10 protein-coding genes, 1 tRNA gene and 1 pseudogene are annotated in these 13,790 nt (G+C 72.5%); 10 read left to right on the top strand and 2 right to left on the bottom strand.

Going from position 1 to position 13,790, the window contains the following annotated elements; translation table 11 throughout:
- Nucleotides 1–142 precede the first annotated feature (142 nt).
- The 4 genes from BG452_RS32490 to BG452_RS32475 all read left to right on the top strand — a co-directional run bounded on the left by BG452_RS32490 (nucleotide 143) and on the right by BG452_RS32475 (nucleotide 5,126).
- On the top strand, nucleotides 143–1,900 hold the full coding sequence (locus tag BG452_RS32490) for a DUF885 domain-containing protein (protein WP_188307939.1): 1,758 nt from the start codon (nucleotides 143–145) through the stop codon (nucleotides 1,898–1,900).
- A gap of 170 nt (nucleotides 1,901–2,070) precedes the next feature.
- The gene (locus BG452_RS32485; RefSeq protein WP_317621335.1) at nucleotides 2,071–3,699 is read left to right on the top strand and encodes an MFS transporter; all 1,629 of its coding nucleotides are present in this window, start codon (nucleotides 2,071–2,073) and stop codon (nucleotides 3,697–3,699) included.
- A gap of 123 nt (nucleotides 3,700–3,822) precedes the next feature.
- The gene (locus BG452_RS32480; protein ID WP_317621334.1) at nucleotides 3,823–4,002 is read left to right on the top strand and encodes a PfkB family carbohydrate kinase; all 180 of its coding nucleotides are present in this window, start codon (nucleotides 3,823–3,825) and stop codon (nucleotides 4,000–4,002) included.
- A gap of 113 nt (nucleotides 4,003–4,115) precedes the next feature.
- Nucleotides 4,116–5,126 carry a trypsin-like peptidase domain-containing protein gene (locus BG452_RS32475; protein ID WP_188307938.1) on the top strand — a complete coding sequence of 337 codons (1,011 nt, stop codon included), beginning with the start codon at nucleotides 4,116–4,118 and terminating at the stop codon, nucleotides 5,124–5,126.
- Nucleotides 5,127–5,230: 104 nt separating this feature from the next.
- Here the strand turns inward: BG452_RS32475 and BG452_RS32470 are convergent.
- Nucleotides 5,231–5,302, bottom strand: a tRNA-Arg gene (locus tag BG452_RS32470).
- Nucleotides 5,303–5,491: 189 nt separating this feature from the next.
- Between BG452_RS32470 and BG452_RS46200 the strand changes: the two genes are divergently transcribed.
- From BG452_RS46200 to thrB, 6 genes are all read left to right on the top strand, one after another.
- On the top strand, nucleotides 5,492–5,911 hold the full coding sequence (locus BG452_RS46200) for a response regulator (RefSeq protein ID WP_317621339.1): 420 nt from the start codon (nucleotides 5,492–5,494) through the stop codon (nucleotides 5,909–5,911).
- Nucleotides 5,912–5,996: 85 nt separating this feature from the next.
- Nucleotides 5,997–7,658 (top strand): arginine--tRNA ligase, encoded by a 1,662-nt coding sequence (argS, locus tag BG452_RS32460; RefSeq protein ID WP_188307936.1) that lies wholly within the window; start codon nucleotides 5,997–5,999, stop codon nucleotides 7,656–7,658.
- 89 nt (nucleotides 7,659–7,747) lie between these two features.
- Nucleotides 7,748–9,139, top strand: coding sequence for a diaminopimelate decarboxylase (gene lysA / locus BG452_RS32455; protein ID WP_188307935.1), 1,392 nt, complete (start codon nucleotides 7,748–7,750; stop codon nucleotides 9,137–9,139).
- Nucleotides 9,140–9,276: 137 nt separating this feature from the next.
- Complete coding sequence (locus tag BG452_RS32450; RefSeq protein WP_188307934.1) at nucleotides 9,277–10,569, top strand: homoserine dehydrogenase; 1,293 nt, start codon at nucleotides 9,277–9,279, stop codon at nucleotides 10,567–10,569.
- A gap of 10 nt (nucleotides 10,570–10,579) precedes the next feature.
- A complete protein-coding gene (gene thrC / locus BG452_RS32445) occupies nucleotides 10,580–11,677 on the top strand; it encodes a threonine synthase (protein WP_188307933.1) in 1,098 nt (365 codons plus the stop codon).
- A 368-nt stretch (nucleotides 11,678–12,045) separates the two neighbouring features.
- Complete coding sequence (gene thrB / locus BG452_RS32440; RefSeq protein WP_188307932.1) at nucleotides 12,046–12,984, top strand: homoserine kinase; 939 nt, start codon at nucleotides 12,046–12,048, stop codon at nucleotides 12,982–12,984.
- 680 nt (nucleotides 12,985–13,664) lie between these two features.
- Here the strand turns inward: thrB and BG452_RS46195 are convergent.
- Nucleotides 13,665–13,790, bottom strand: a pseudogene (locus BG452_RS46195) (succinyldiaminopimelate transaminase); the annotation flags it as partial.

Raw genomic sequence — 13,790 nt, 5'->3', positions numbered from 1 at the left:
CGGACCGATCGGGACCTGTCGCGCACCGGATCTCTCCGAACGGGTGTTCAGGTCGCGCACTGTGCGTCAGAACCGAACCGCAGCAGGTCAACAGAGGGCATCCGGGGCTTGCAATCGGCCCGGGCACCGAGATGATGTCCGAATGGTTGAAGAACTGATCACCACCGGCGGGGACACCCCCCGCCGCATCGCCGACGGATACGTCCAGGCCCTGGCCGACCTCGATCCGCTGACCGCGGTGTACCTCGGCCTCAACCCGGAGGACGACCGGCTGCCCGACCTGTCCCCGGCCGGCTTCGAGGCGATCGCCGACCTCGGCCGCCGCACCCTGGCCCGGCTGGACGAGGCGGAGCGAGCCGGCGCCGCCGACGACGAGGTGGAGCGCCGCTGCGCCCGTCTGCTGCGCGAGCGGCTGAGCGCCGAACTCGCCGTGCACGACGCGGGGGAGGACTACCGCGCGGTGCGCAACCTGGGCTCCCCGGTGCACAACATGCGGGAGGCCTTCACCCTGATGGCCACCGGCACCGAGGCCGAGTGGCAGCTGGTCGGCCGTCGGCTGGCCCGCTTCCCGCTGGCGCTGGAGCAGTACCGGCGGACGCTGGCCGAGGGCATCGAGCGCGGCCTGCTGTCCGGCCCGCGCCAGGTGGAGACGGTGGTCGGCCAGTTCGGCGAGTGGCTGTCCGGGCACGCGGCGGAGGAAGGTGCGCCGGGTGGCGGCTCGGACGAGGGCGGTGCCGGGCGACGGGCGGGCTGGTTCGGCGAGTTCGTCCAGGACGCGCCGGAGGCCGTACGGGCCGAGCTGACCGGGCACGCGGTGGCCGCCGCCGACGCGCTGGCCGCGCTGCGGGACTGGCTGCGCGACGTGTACGGGCCGGCCGCGGCCGACACCCCGGACACCGCGGGCCGGGAGCGCTACGGCCGCTGGGTGCGCTACTGGACGGGCGCCGACCTGGACCTGGACGAGGCGTACGCGTGGGCCTGGAGCGAGTTCCACGACCTGCTCGCGCAGATGGAGGCCGAGGCCGAGAAGGTCCGCCCGGGCGTCGGCCCGATGGCGGCGATGAAGTGGCTGGAGACGGACGGCCCGGCGATCGAGGGCGCCGAGGCGGCCCGGGAGTACCTCCAGGGCCTGATGGACCAGGCCATCCGGGACCTCCAGGGCACCCACTTCGACCTGGCCGAGCCGGTCACCCGGGTCGAGTCGCGGATCGCCCCGCCCGGCAGTGCCGCCGCGCCGTACTACACCCAGCCGGCGCTGGACTTCAGCCGTCCGGGGCGGACCTGGCTGCCGGTGCTCGGCGAGGAGCGCTTCCCGGTCTGGGACCTGGTGTCGACCTGGTACCACGAGGGCGTCCCGGGCCACCACCTGCAGCTCGCGCAGTGGGTGTACGTCGCGGACCGACTCTCCAACTACCAGGTGAGCCTCGGCGGGGTGAGCGCCAACCTGGAGGGCTGGGCGCTCTACGCCGAGCGCCTGATGGACGAGCTCGGCTACCTCACCGACCCGGGCCACCGGCTGGGCTTCCTGAACGCCCAGATGATGCGGGCGCTGCGGGTCATCGTCGACATCGGCATGCACGTCGGCCTGGACTTCCCGGCGGACTCCCCGTACCGGCCGGGCGAGCCGGTGAGCCCGGAGTACGCGCGGGAGTTCTTCGGCCGCTACTGCGGACTGTCCGCCGACTTCCTGGACAGCGAGCTGGTGCGCTACCTGGGCATGCCCGGCCAGGCGATCGGCTACAAGCTGGGCGAGCGCGCCTGGCTGCGCGGCCGGGCGGCGGCGCGGGCGGCGCACGAGGCGCGCGGTGAGGAGTTCGACCTCAAGGCCTGGCACATGGCGGCGCTCTCGCAGGGCTCGCTGGGGCTGGACGACCTGGTCACGGAGCTGTCCGCGCTCTGAGCGGGGCGGGGGCCAGGGCCCCGGGACTCGGTCAGGAGTCCCGAGGCCCTGGTCCTTTTGTCCGACAAAGGTCGATTTGGTGAGGTTTTTCCTTGCCATTCCCCTGGGGCGGCGTTTGGCTGGAAGGCGACTGCGTGACCTCTCCGTCCCCCGTTCGGAAGGCTCGACCAGTGTCTGCTCAAGCCGTCACCGGTCATGAGGAAGCGGACAGCCGCCGCTGGTGGGCGCTGGCGGTCATCGCCATCGCCCAGCTCATGATCGTCCTCGACATCACCATCGTGAACATCGCACTGCCATCGGCCCAGCGGGACCTGGGCATCTCGGACGCGGACCGGCAGTGGGTGATCACCGCCTACACCCTCGCCTTCGGCGGGCTGCTGCTGCTCGGCGGCCGGCTGGGCGACCTCTTCGGCCGCAAGCGCGTCTTCATCATCGGCCTCCTGGGCTTCGCCCTCGCCTCCGCCCTCGGCGGCGCGGCGGTCAGCCCGGCCATGCTCTTCGGCGCCCGCGCCCTCCAGGGCGCGTTCGGCGCCCTGCTCGCCCCCTCCGCGCTGGGGCTGCTCTCCACCACCTTCTCCAATCCGAAGGAACGCAGTACGGCCTTCGGCATCTTCGGCGCGATCGCCGGTGGCGGCGCCGCGATCGGCTTCATCGCCGGCGGCCTGCTGACCGAGTACCTGAACTGGCGCTGGTGCCTGTTCGTGAACTCCCCGATCGCCGTGGTCACCGCCCTCGCGGCGTTCCGGGTGCTCAACCGCGACCACATCGCCAGGGGGCGCCGGATCAAGCTCGACCTGCCCGGGGCGCTGCTCGGCTGCGGCGGCCTGCTGGCCATCGTGTTCGGCACCTCCGAGGCCGTCACCCGGGGCTGGAGCGACGGCCTGGTGATCGGATCGCTGCTGCTGGGCGTGGTGCTGCTCGGGGTGTTCGTCCTGGTCGAGAAGCGCTCCGCGCACCCGCTGCTGCCGATCCACATCGTGGCCGAGCGCAACCGCGGTGGCGGCGCGCTCTCGGTGGGCCTGGCCATGGTCGGCATGTTCGGCCTGTTCCTGTTCCTGACGTACTACATGCAGGCGATCAAGCACTTCTCGCCGGTGGTCTCCGGCATCTCCTTCCTGCCGATGACGGCTGCCATCGTGCTGAGTTCGACCGGCGTCGCGGCCCGGCTGATGACCAGGGTGCCGTCCCGGAACCTGATCACCCCCGGGCTGCTGCTGGCCGCCGGCGGCATGGCCTGGCTGACCCAGATGAAGGTGGACAGCCCGTGGGCCGCGATGGTGCTGCCCTCGGTGCTGCTGATCGGCTTCGGCATGGGCCTGGTGTTCATGCCGGCGATGAGCCTGGCCACCCTCGGGGTCGCCCCGAACGAGGCCGGCGCGGCCTCGGCCACCATCAACTCGGCCCAGCAGGTGGGCGGTTCACTCGGTACGGCACTGCTGAACACGATCGCCGCCAGCGCCACCGCCTCGTACCTGTCGACCCGGCTCGCGGGCGGTCCGCTGGTGCGGGCCCAGGGCGCGGTGCACGGCTACGTGGTCGCGACCTGGGTGGCGATGGGCGTGCTGCTGCTGGCCGCGCTGGTCGCCTTCCTGATGATCGACCACCGTCCGGCGCCCGGTGAGGCGACCGCCGTCCCGGGCGCGGTGGAGGTGCCCGCCGCCGTGGACGGGTCCGTGGTGGACGGGGCCGTCCTGGACGGCCGGCCGAGCCCCAGGGCCGCGGCCATCGCCGATGTGCGGGCCCATGTGCAGCCCGGGGTCCGGGCGGAGACGGGGGCGGAGCGGCCACCGGCCGACTGACGGGAGCGCCCCGACTGAAAGCTTGCAGCAAGGTCTGCGGTCAACCTCCGGCGCCTGCTCGACTCCTGGCCACCGTCCGGGGATCGAGGAGGCGCCGTCGTGCCGCCGAGCGGGTGATGCCCGGTGGTGGACACCGACGGCGCCGGAGACGCCTTCGCCGCCGGCTTCCCGTGCGCCTGGTTCCGCGGCCACCCGCCGCGGGACCGCGCCCGGGCCGGCTCGGCCGCGGGGGCCTTCGCCCGCACCTCCGCCGCGGGACGCACACCGGCTTCATCGCGGCGGCCGCCTTGGATACCCTCCTGACCCGGTGAGCGATTCTCATCGAGCTCCAAGCCTGCGGTAACGCGCCTTCCAGGCTGAGGCGTCATAGTCATGGACCGAACGAGGCGCCACCGACCACGGCAGGGGAGTCAGAAATGGGCGATCACCGCCGCGCAAGGTCCCGCCGCCACCGCCTGCTGGCCCCTTCGCTGTTCACCGCGCTGTCCGCGGTCGTGGTGGCCACCGTGGTGGCCGGCACCCACGGGTTCGGCCTGTCCGACGCGACGGCCGCCGGGAAGGAGGCCCGCAGCGTCCGGGCCGTCTCGCCCGCCCCGGCGGCCTCCCCGGCCGCCACCACGGCGGCGCCCGCCTCGCCCGGCCCGGCCGCCGACACCACCCAGAGCGCGGCGCCGACTCCCGGCGACACCCCGGCCCCCGGGGACGCCCCGACGGCCACCGACACCCCGACCGTCCCAGCCTCCGCCCCCGCCACCCCCGACGTGCACAGCGCGGCGTTCGGGACGACCGCTTCCGCCCCCGCCGACAACCGGGAGACCTCCACCGTCGGCGCCCTGTTCAGCGGTCCGGTCGCGGCCGGCAACCACTTCTGCACCGCCAGCGTGCTGCACAGCGCCACCGGCAACCTGCTGCTGACCGCCGCCCACTGCCTCAGCAGCGCCGACGGCGTGACCTTCGCCCCCGGCTACCGGGACGGCTCCGCCCCGTACGGCACCTGGCGGGTGACCGCGGTGCACACCGCCGCCGGCTGGTCCCAGAACGGTGACGTGGACGAGGACTTCGCGATCCTGGAGACCGCCCCCAACAACGGCCGCAAGGTCGAGGACGTGGTCGGCGGCAACAAGCTGGGCGCCGACGAGCCCTTCGGCGCCACCGTCCGCCTCTACGGCTACCCGGCCGACGCCGAGGCGCCCAGCCTGTGCACCAACACCACCGGGCAGCAGAGCAGTTACCAGCGCGCCGTCCAGTGCCCGGCCTACCCGGCCGGCACCAGCGGCGGCCCGTGGATCAACACCGCCACCGGTGACGTGGTCGGCGCCATCGGCGGCTACCAGCAGGGCGGCGACTCCGACGACACCTCGTACAGCGCCTACTTCGACCACACCATCGCCACCCTGTACACCCAGGTCGAGGGCAGCGCCCCCTGACCCGGCGGCACCGGCCCGGGGGCAGCCGTGCCCGGGCATGACGAAGGCCCAGATCCGTGGATTCAACTCCACTGATCTGGGCCTCAGTTGCACTTGCTGCGAAGTGCCCCCGGTAGGATTCGAACCTACGCACCCGCCTCCGGAGGGCGGTGCTCTATCCCCTGAGCTACGGGGGCCTCTTGGCCTGTCGGTCACTTGCGCGTTCCGACGGGATGAACACTACCAGGCTTCCAGCGGCGTCCGTGCACGGGTTTCCGGAAAGATCGTCGGGGCGGGCCGGGCGGGCCGGGCGGTCCGGTGGGCGGAAGTGCCCAAAGGCCGGACGGGGCGCTGGGGTCGCCGATACCCTCGGTGAGGTGTCGGGAGTGTCCGGGCGGGTCCTCGTGGTGGACGACAGCGAGGTGATCCGCCAGCTGATCAGGGTCAACCTGGAGCTGGAGGGCTTCGAGGTGGTGACCGCCGCCGACGGCGCCGAGTGCCTGGAGGTGATCCGCCGGGTGAAGCCCGACGTGGTGACGCTGGACGTGATGATGCCGCGGCTGGACGGCCTGCGGACGGCGGCCCGGCTGCGCGCGACCCCGGACACCAGCGGGCTGCCGATCGCGATCGTGAGCGCCTGCACCCCGGCGGACCTCGACCTGGGGGAGGCGGTCGGGGTGGACGGCTACCTCGGCAAGCCCTTCGACCCCGCCGACCTGGTGGCCCTGGTCCGGCGGTTGATGCGGGCCGGGGAACGGTCCGAAGCGTTTCGCCCTGAGCGAACAGAACGGACTGATCGCGGCTGACACCCCCCGGCGGAGCGGTGCCGCGGCGTCTCAACCGGCAAACCGAGTGGCGGGCGGGTACCCCGTCTCGCCTACGCTTGGCGTCGTGACCCCCGCAGACCTTTCCCAGGCAATCCAGGCCGCAGTGAGCTCCGCCGTCGAGGCGGGCGAGCTGTCCGTCGCCGTGCCCGAGCACGTGACGGTCGAGCGGCCCAAGAACCGGGACCACGGCGACTACGCGACGAACGTGGCCCTCCAGCTCGCCAAGGCGGCCGGCAAGCCGCCGCGAGCCATTGCCGAGGTCCTGGCCGGACGCCTGCGAGGGATCACCGGCGTCGCCAAGGTCGACATCGCCGGTCCGGGCTTCCTGAACATCACCCTGGACACCGCCACCGCCGGTGCGCTCGCCCGCACCATCGTCGAGGCGGGCGAGGCCTACGGCCGCAACGAGGCCCTCAAGGGCCTGAAGATCAACCTGGAGTTCGTCTCCGCCAACCCGACCGGCCCGATCCACATCGGCGGCGTCCGCTGGGCCGCCGTCGGCGACTCGCTGGCGCGCGTGCTGCGGGCCTCCGGCGCCGACGTCACCACCGAGTACTACCTCAACGACGCCGGTGTGCAGATCACCAAGTTCGCCGCCTCCCTGCAGGCCGCCGCGAACGGCCGCGAGGTGCCCGAGGGCGGCTACGTCGGCGAGTACATCGTCGACATCGCCAAGACCCTCACCGACGCGATCCCGGGCGTGCTCGACCTGCCCGAGGCCGAGCAGCTGGAGGTCTTCCGCACCGAGGGCCTCAAGCTCATGGTGGCCGAGATCAAGCGCTCGATGGACGAGTTCGGCACCCACTTCGACGTGTGGTTCTCGGAGAAGACGCTGCACGACTCCGGCGCCGTCGAGAAGGCCATCGACCGGCTGCGCGAGCAGGGCCACGTCTTCGACCAGGACGGCGCGGTCTTCCTGCGCACCACCGACTTCGGCGACGACAAGGACCGCGTCCTGGTCAAGGCCGACGGCGACAAGACCTACTTCGCCGCCGACGCCGCGTACTACCTGTCCAAGCGGGACCGCGGCGCCGAGGTCGCGCTCTACATGCTGGGCGCCGACCACCACGGCTACGTCAACCGCCTCAAGGCCATCGCGGCCTGCGCGGGCGACGACATGAACCGCAACATCGAGGTGAAGATCGGCCAGTTCGTGAAGATGCTTCGCGACGGCGAAGAGGTCCGCATGTCCAAGCGGGCCGGCAACATCATCACGATCGACGACGTGGTCGAGTGGATCGGCGTCGACGCCGCCCGCTACACCCTGGCGCGTTCCTCCACGGACTCGACGATCACGCTGGACATCAACATCCTGACCAGCCAGACCAACGAGAACCGGGTCTACTACGTCCAGTACGCCCACTCGCGGATGTGCGCGGTGCAGCGCAACGCCGACGAGCACGGCATCACGCGCGGTGCGGCCGAGGACTTCAAGCCGGAGCTGCTGGCCACCGACTGGGAGTCCGACCTGCTCGGCCACCTCGGCGAGTTCCCGCGCGTGCTGGCCGCGGCCGGCGAGCTGCGCGAGCCGCACCGGGTCGCCGTCTACCTGGAGGAGCTGGCGGCCAAGTACCACCGCTTCTACGACAACTGCCGCATCCTGCCCCGGGGCGACGAGGAGGTCACGGACCTCACGCGCGCCCGCCTCTGGCTGGCCGACGCGACGCGCACGGTCGTCGCCAACGGCCTCACGCTCCTGGGCGTGACGGCGCCCGAGCGGATGTAAGCACCACCCCCAAGCGCACAGCGGGGGCGGCTGACGGTCAACGGGGACCGTCGCCGCCCCTCGCCATAGGTCTCGAAGGACTTGTCGACATGAGTCGCTCCGCACACCCCGCAGGCCCCCGCCACGGCGACGTCCTGCCCGAGGGCCACTACCAGGCCCCGCCGGCCGACCTGAACGCGCTCGACCCCAAGGTCTGGTCACGGACCGTCGCCCGTGACGCCGAGGGCGTGGCCACCGTCGGCGGGATCGACGTCAAGCGGCTGGCGGCCGAGTTCGGCACCCCGGCCTACGTGCTGGACGAGGAGGACTTCCGCGCCCGGGCCCGCGCCTGGCGGGACGCCTTCGGCACCGACGCGGACGTCTACTACGCCGGGAAGGCGTTCCTCTCCAAGGCGATCGTGCGCTGGCTGCACGAGGAGGGCCTCAACCTCGACGTGTGCAGCGTCGGCGAGCTGGCGGTGGCGCTGGCCGCCGGGATGCCGCCGGAGCGGATCGCGCTGCACGGCAACAACAAGTCGGTGGACGAACTCGAGCACGCGGTGAAGACCGGGATCGGGCACATCGTGGTCGACTCCTACGCGGAGATCGAGCGCCTGGCCGCGATCGCCGCCCGCCAGGGCGTGCGCCAGCGGGTGCTGATCCGGATCACCGTCGGCGTCGAGGCGCACACCCACGAGTTCATCGCGACCGCCCACGAGGACCAGAAGTTCGGCCTGTCGCTGACCGGGGGAGCGGCCGCCGAGGCGGTGCGCCGGGTGCTCGGCCACGACAGCCTGGAGCTGCGCGGCATCCACTCGCACATCGGCTCGCAGATCTTCGACATGGCGGGCTTCGAGGTCGCCGCCCGCCGGGTGGTCGGCCTGCTGGCCGGGATCCGCGACGAGCACGGCGTCGAACTGCCCGAGATCGACCTCGGCGGCGGCCTGGGCATCGCGTACACCAGCGAGGACGACCCGCGCGAGCCGGCCGAGATCGCCGCCGCGCTGGCCGAGATCGTCCGCCGGGAGTGCGCCGCCGCGGGCCTGAGCACCCCCCGGCTGAGCGTGGAGCCGGGCCGGGCGATCGTCGGCCCGACCGCGTTCACCCTGTACGAGGTCGGCACGGTGAAGCCGCTGGAGGGCCTGCGCACCTACGTCAGCGTGGACGGCGGGATGTCCGACAACATCCGCACCGCGCTGTACGACGCCGAGTACTCGGTGGCCCTGGTGTCGCGCACCAGTGACGCCGAGCCGATGCTGGTCCGGGTGGTCGGCAAGCACTGCGAGTCCGGTGACATCGTCGTCCGGGATGCCTTCCTGCCGGCCGACCTGGCCCCGGGCGACCTGATCGCGGTGCCCGCCACCGGCGCCTACTGCCGCTCGATGGCGAGCAACTACAACCACGCCCTCAAGCCCCCCGTGCTCGCCGTCAAGGACGGTGCGGCCCGGGTGATCGTCCGGCGCGAGACGGAGGAAGATCTCCTGCGCCTGGATATCGGATGACGAAATTCTCGTCTCAGATCATGGAACGACCGTAGATCCGTGCGGAAAGTCCCCGAGACTGGTACGGACCGAAGTTCCCGGCGGCCCCCGAATAACCGCCGGAAATACCGAAGACGAAGAATGCAGAGCGGAGTCGGATGATGCGTACGCGCCCGCTGAAGGTGGCGTTGCTGGGTTGTGGTGTGGTGGGCTCCGAGGTGGCGCGCATCATGACGACGACGGCCGACGACCTCGCCGCTCGCATCGGTGCCCCGGTCGAGCTCGCCGGGATCGCGGTCCGCCGGGCCGGCCGGGTGCGTCCCGGAGTGCCCGAGCACCTGATCACCACGGACGCCGAGGCCCTGGTGGGCCGGGGCGACATCGACGTGGTGGTCGAGGTGGTGGGCGGGATCGAGCCCTCCAAATCGCTGATCCTGTCCGCCTTCCGGCAGGGCGCCTCGGTGGTCAGCGCCAACAAGGCGCTGCTCGCCCAGGACGGCACCGAACTGCACGCGGCCGCCGCCGCGGCCGGGGTCGACCTGTACTACGAGGCCGCGGTGGCGGGCGCGATCCCGCTGCTGCGCCCGCTGCGCGAGTCCCTCGCCGGGGACAAGGTCAACCGGGTGCTGGGCATCGTCAACGGCACCACCAACTTCATCCTCGACAAGATGGACACCACCGGCGCCGGCTACTCGGAGGCGCTGGAGGAGGCCACCGCGCTCGGTTACGCCGAGGCCGACCCGACGGCCGACGTCGAGGGCTTCGACGCCGCCGCCAAGGCCGCGATCCTGGCCGGGATCGCCTTCCACACCAAGGTCACCGCGGCGGACGTCTACCGCGAGGGCATCACCGAGGTGACCGCCGCCGACATCGCCTCCGCCAAGGAGATGGGCGCCGTGGTCAAGCTGCTCGCGATCTGCGAGCGCGCCGCCGACGGCGAGTCCGTCACCGCGCGCGTCCACCCGGCGATGATCCCGCTCTCGCACCCGCTGGCGTCCGTCCGCGAGGCGTACAACGCGGTGTTCGTCGAGGCCGAGGCGGCCGGCCGGCTGATGTTCTACGGCCCCGGCGCGGGCGGCTCGCCGACCGCCTCCGCGGTGCTCGGCGACCTGGTCGCGGTCTGCCGCAACAAGCTGGCCGGGTCCACCGGTCCCGGTGACTCCGTGTACACGCGGCTGCCCGCCAAGCCGATGGACGAGGTGGTCACCCGCTACCACGTCAGCCTGGACGTGGACGACCGGGCGGGCGTGCTCGCCCAGGTCGCGTCCGTCTTCGCCGAGCACGGCGTCTCCATCGACACCGTGCGCCAGCAGGGCCGCGACGGCGACGCCTCGCTCGTCGTGGTCACCCACCGTGCCACCGACGCCGCGCTGTCGGCGACGGTCGACAAGCTCCGCGCGCTGGACAGCGTGCGGGACGTGGCCAGCATCATGCGGGTCGAAGGGGAATAAGGAACCAGCCATGAACGCCGTTGCCGAGAACGTCGTCCGAGGCGCGCACACCCACCAGTGGCGCGGCCTGATCGAGGAGTACCGGGACCGCCTGCCGGTCACCGCGGCCACCCCGGTGGTCACCCTGCTGGAGGGCGGCACGCCCCTGGTACCCGCCCAGGTGCTCTCCGAGCGCACCGGCTGCGAGGTCTACCTCAAGGTCGAGGGCGCCAACCCGACCGGCTCCTTCAAGGACCGCGGGATGACGATGGCCATCTCCAAGGCCAAGGAGGAGGGCGCGCAGGCCGTCATCTGCGCGTCCACCGGCAACACCTCGGCCTCCGCCGCCGCGTACGCGGTGCGGGCCGGGATGGTCTCCGCGGTGCTCGTCCCGCAGGGCAAGATCGCCCTGGGCAAGATGGGCCAGGCGCTGGTGCACGGCGCCCGGATCCTGCAGGTCGACGGCAACTTCGACGACTGTCTGACGCTGGCCCGCGAACTGTCCGAGAAGTACCCGGTGGCGCTGGTCAACTCGGTGAACCCGGTGCGGATCGAGGGCCAGAAGACGGCGGCCTTCGAGATCGTCGACATGCTCGGCGACGCCCCGGACATCCACGTCCTGCCGGTCGGCAACGCGGGCAACATCACCGCCTACTGGAAGGGCTACCGGGAGTACGCCACCGACGGGATGGCCGCGCGCACCCCGCGGATGTGGGGCTTCCAGGCGGCCGGCTCGGCCCCGATCGTGGATGGCGCGCCCGTCCTCAAGCCGCAGACCATCGCCACCGCGATCCGGATCGGCAACCCGGCCTCCTGGGACTTCGCGCTCGCCGCGCGGGACGAGTCCGGCGGCCTCATCGACAAGGTGACGGATCGTCAGATCCTGTCCGCCTACCGGCTGTTGGCCTCACAGGAGGGCGTCTTCGTGGAGCCCGCCTCGGCCGCCTCGGTGGCCGGCCTGCTGGCCAAGGCGGAGGCCGGCCTGGTCGACCCGGGCCAGCGGATCGTCTGCACGGTGACCGGCAACGGACTCAAGGACCCGGACTGGGCGGTGGCCGGCGCGCCGCAGCCGCAGATCGTCCCGGTCGACCCGGCGGCCGCGGCCCAGCGGCTCGGACTGCTCGACTGACGACGGGGTCTGACACTTCGACGGGCCGCCCCTTTCGGGGGTCGGCCCGTCAAAGTTCTCCGGTGACACTTTGGTGTCAATTCCGCTTCGCATTCCGATCCGATTCCACCCCCCTCCCTGACCGGGAGGGGTGCGCATTCCGGCCAGAACCGGCAACACACCAGATCGAAGGCCCACGGGGTGTACCACTGGGGAACCTCTCTTCGATACTCTGGGTTCGGCCGTGTGGCACATGCCCCGGGCCCGTCCTACGTACGGGCCGCGCCGACGACTGTGACCGCCACACCCGAGTGGTCCGCGGCCCTTCCCCCACCCTCGCACCGACGACGCGCTCCGCGCCGCCCGATTTCTCCAGGAGAGTCCACCGCATGGCCGGTCCCGCGTTCCGTGCCGCCGCCGTCCGGGTCAGGGTTCCCGCGACCAGCGCCAACCTCGGCCCGGGCTTCGACGCCTTCGGGCTCGCGCTGAGTCTCTACGACGACGTGGTCGTCCGGGTCTCCGACTCCGGTCTTGCCGTCGACATCGCCGGTGAGGGCGCCGAGACGCTGCCCCGGGACGAGCGCCACCTGCTGGTCCGCTCGATGCGGGCCGCCTTCGACCGGCTCGGCGGCCAGCCGCGCGGCCTCGAAGTGGTCTGCGCCAACCGGATACCGCACGGCCGCGGCCTGGGATCCTCCTCGGCCGCCATCTGCGCCGGCATCGTGGCGGCCCGGGCCGTCACCATCGGCGGCCCGTCCGCGCTGGACGACGACGCGCTGCTGGCCCTCGCCTCCGAGCTGGAGGGCCACCCGGACAACGTCGCGGCCTGCCTGCGCGGCAACTTCACCATCGCCTGGACCGACGAGGAGGCGGCCAGGGCGGTCGCCCTGGAGCCCTCCGAGCAGGTCGTCCCGGTCGTGTTCGTCCCGGCCGGCGAGGTGCTCACCGAGACCGCCCGCGGCCTGCTGCCGAAGACCGTCCCGCTGGCCGACGCCGCCGTCAACGCGGGCCGCTCCGCGCTGATGGTGGAGGCGTTGACCCGGCGGCCCGAACTGCTCCTCGCCGCCACCGAGGACCGGCTGCACCAGGACTACCGCGCCTCCGCCATGCCGGACAGCGCCGCGCTGGTCGGCGTGCTGCGCGCGGAGGGCGTCCCCGCGGTCATCTCCGGCGCCGGTCCGACCGTGCTGGCGCTCACCGACGAGGCGGGCGTCGACAAGGTGCTCTCCTTTGCCGGACACCACGGCCACGGCGGCGACCCGGCGTTCGCCGCGCACCGGCTCGGCGTCGACCGCACCGGGGCCACCGTGCTCCCGCTGGACGTCTGAACTGCCCGCTGAGCAGGCAGGACGGCCCGGCGCCGAGCCGGGCCGTCCGGACACGATTGGCAAGCCCGAGGTCGGGGAATGTCTGAGGGGGTCGGTAGTGTTAACCTCATTGCTGCACCAGGTGCCCTCCGGGGCTCGGTGCGCCGCGTCCCGATCCCAGCGTTCCACTGCCGTGGAACCGCCACGATGTCCGGGGCGACGATTCTCCGGGAGCCCACCGCAGCGCGTACGCAGCCTGCCTGCGCGACATGCGGCCGCATCCCGAAGCCGTGACGGCACCTGACTCCCACCCGCGGCCTCCCACCTCGAGGCACAGGACGGGCGGAGCGCGGGCCACCGTCACGCGACGGGGGCCCGGGATTCGCAGGCAGCGTGGGGGCAACGCCCTCTGGGGAGGCCGACACACGGCCCGCCCACGCGCCACCTCAGCACCACCGTGCTTCACGCACCGCACCTCGCAGCCCTCCCTCGACAGGCTCCCGCCGTTCGAGGGATCACCGCCTCGGACCGACGCAGTCGAGCGTTGGTCAGGACAGCACAACCGGTCGCCGAGCCAGACAGGCCGACGTCCGCTCCAGGGAAGGACCCTTAGTGAGCGACTCCACCGATCTGATGGGCGCGCGCCCGGACGCCGAAGCGTCGGACGCAGCCGCCGCCCCCGCTGCCCCGGCCCGCCGCCCCCGCAGCGCCGAGCGCCGGGCCGCGTACCGCTCCCGCTGCTCGGCCACGTGCGCGTCGTCGGCCAGCGCCGCGATCGTCGCCGCCTGGACGGGCGCCGGCACGATCATGCCGCCGTGCTTGCGCAG

The sequence above is a fragment of the Streptomyces sp. CBMA123 genome (assembly GCF_014596465.1).
GTDB lineage: Bacteria > Actinomycetota > Actinomycetes > Streptomycetales > Streptomycetaceae > Kitasatospora.
The sequence above is the reverse complement of the archived record's forward strand: the minus strand, read 5'-3'. Positions and strand labels throughout refer to the sequence as shown.

Coding starts and splice junctions, on each gene's coding strand:
- BG452_RS32490 (WP_188307939.1), top strand. CDS start 143: ATGGTTGAAGAACTGATCACCACCGGCGGGGACACCCCCCGCCGCATC.
- BG452_RS32475 (WP_188307938.1), top strand. CDS start 4,116: ATGGGCGATCACCGCCGCGCAAGGTCCCGCCGCCACCGCCTGCTGGCC.
- lysA (WP_188307935.1), top strand. CDS start 7,748: ATGAGTCGCTCCGCACACCCCGCAGGCCCCCGCCACGGCGACGTCCTG.
- BG452_RS32450 (WP_188307934.1), top strand. CDS start 9,277: ATGATGCGTACGCGCCCGCTGAAGGTGGCGTTGCTGGGTTGTGGTGTG.
- thrC (WP_188307933.1), top strand. CDS start 10,580: ATGAACGCCGTTGCCGAGAACGTCGTCCGAGGCGCGCACACCCACCAG.
- thrB (WP_188307932.1), top strand. CDS start 12,046: ATGGCCGGTCCCGCGTTCCGTGCCGCCGCCGTCCGGGTCAGGGTTCCC.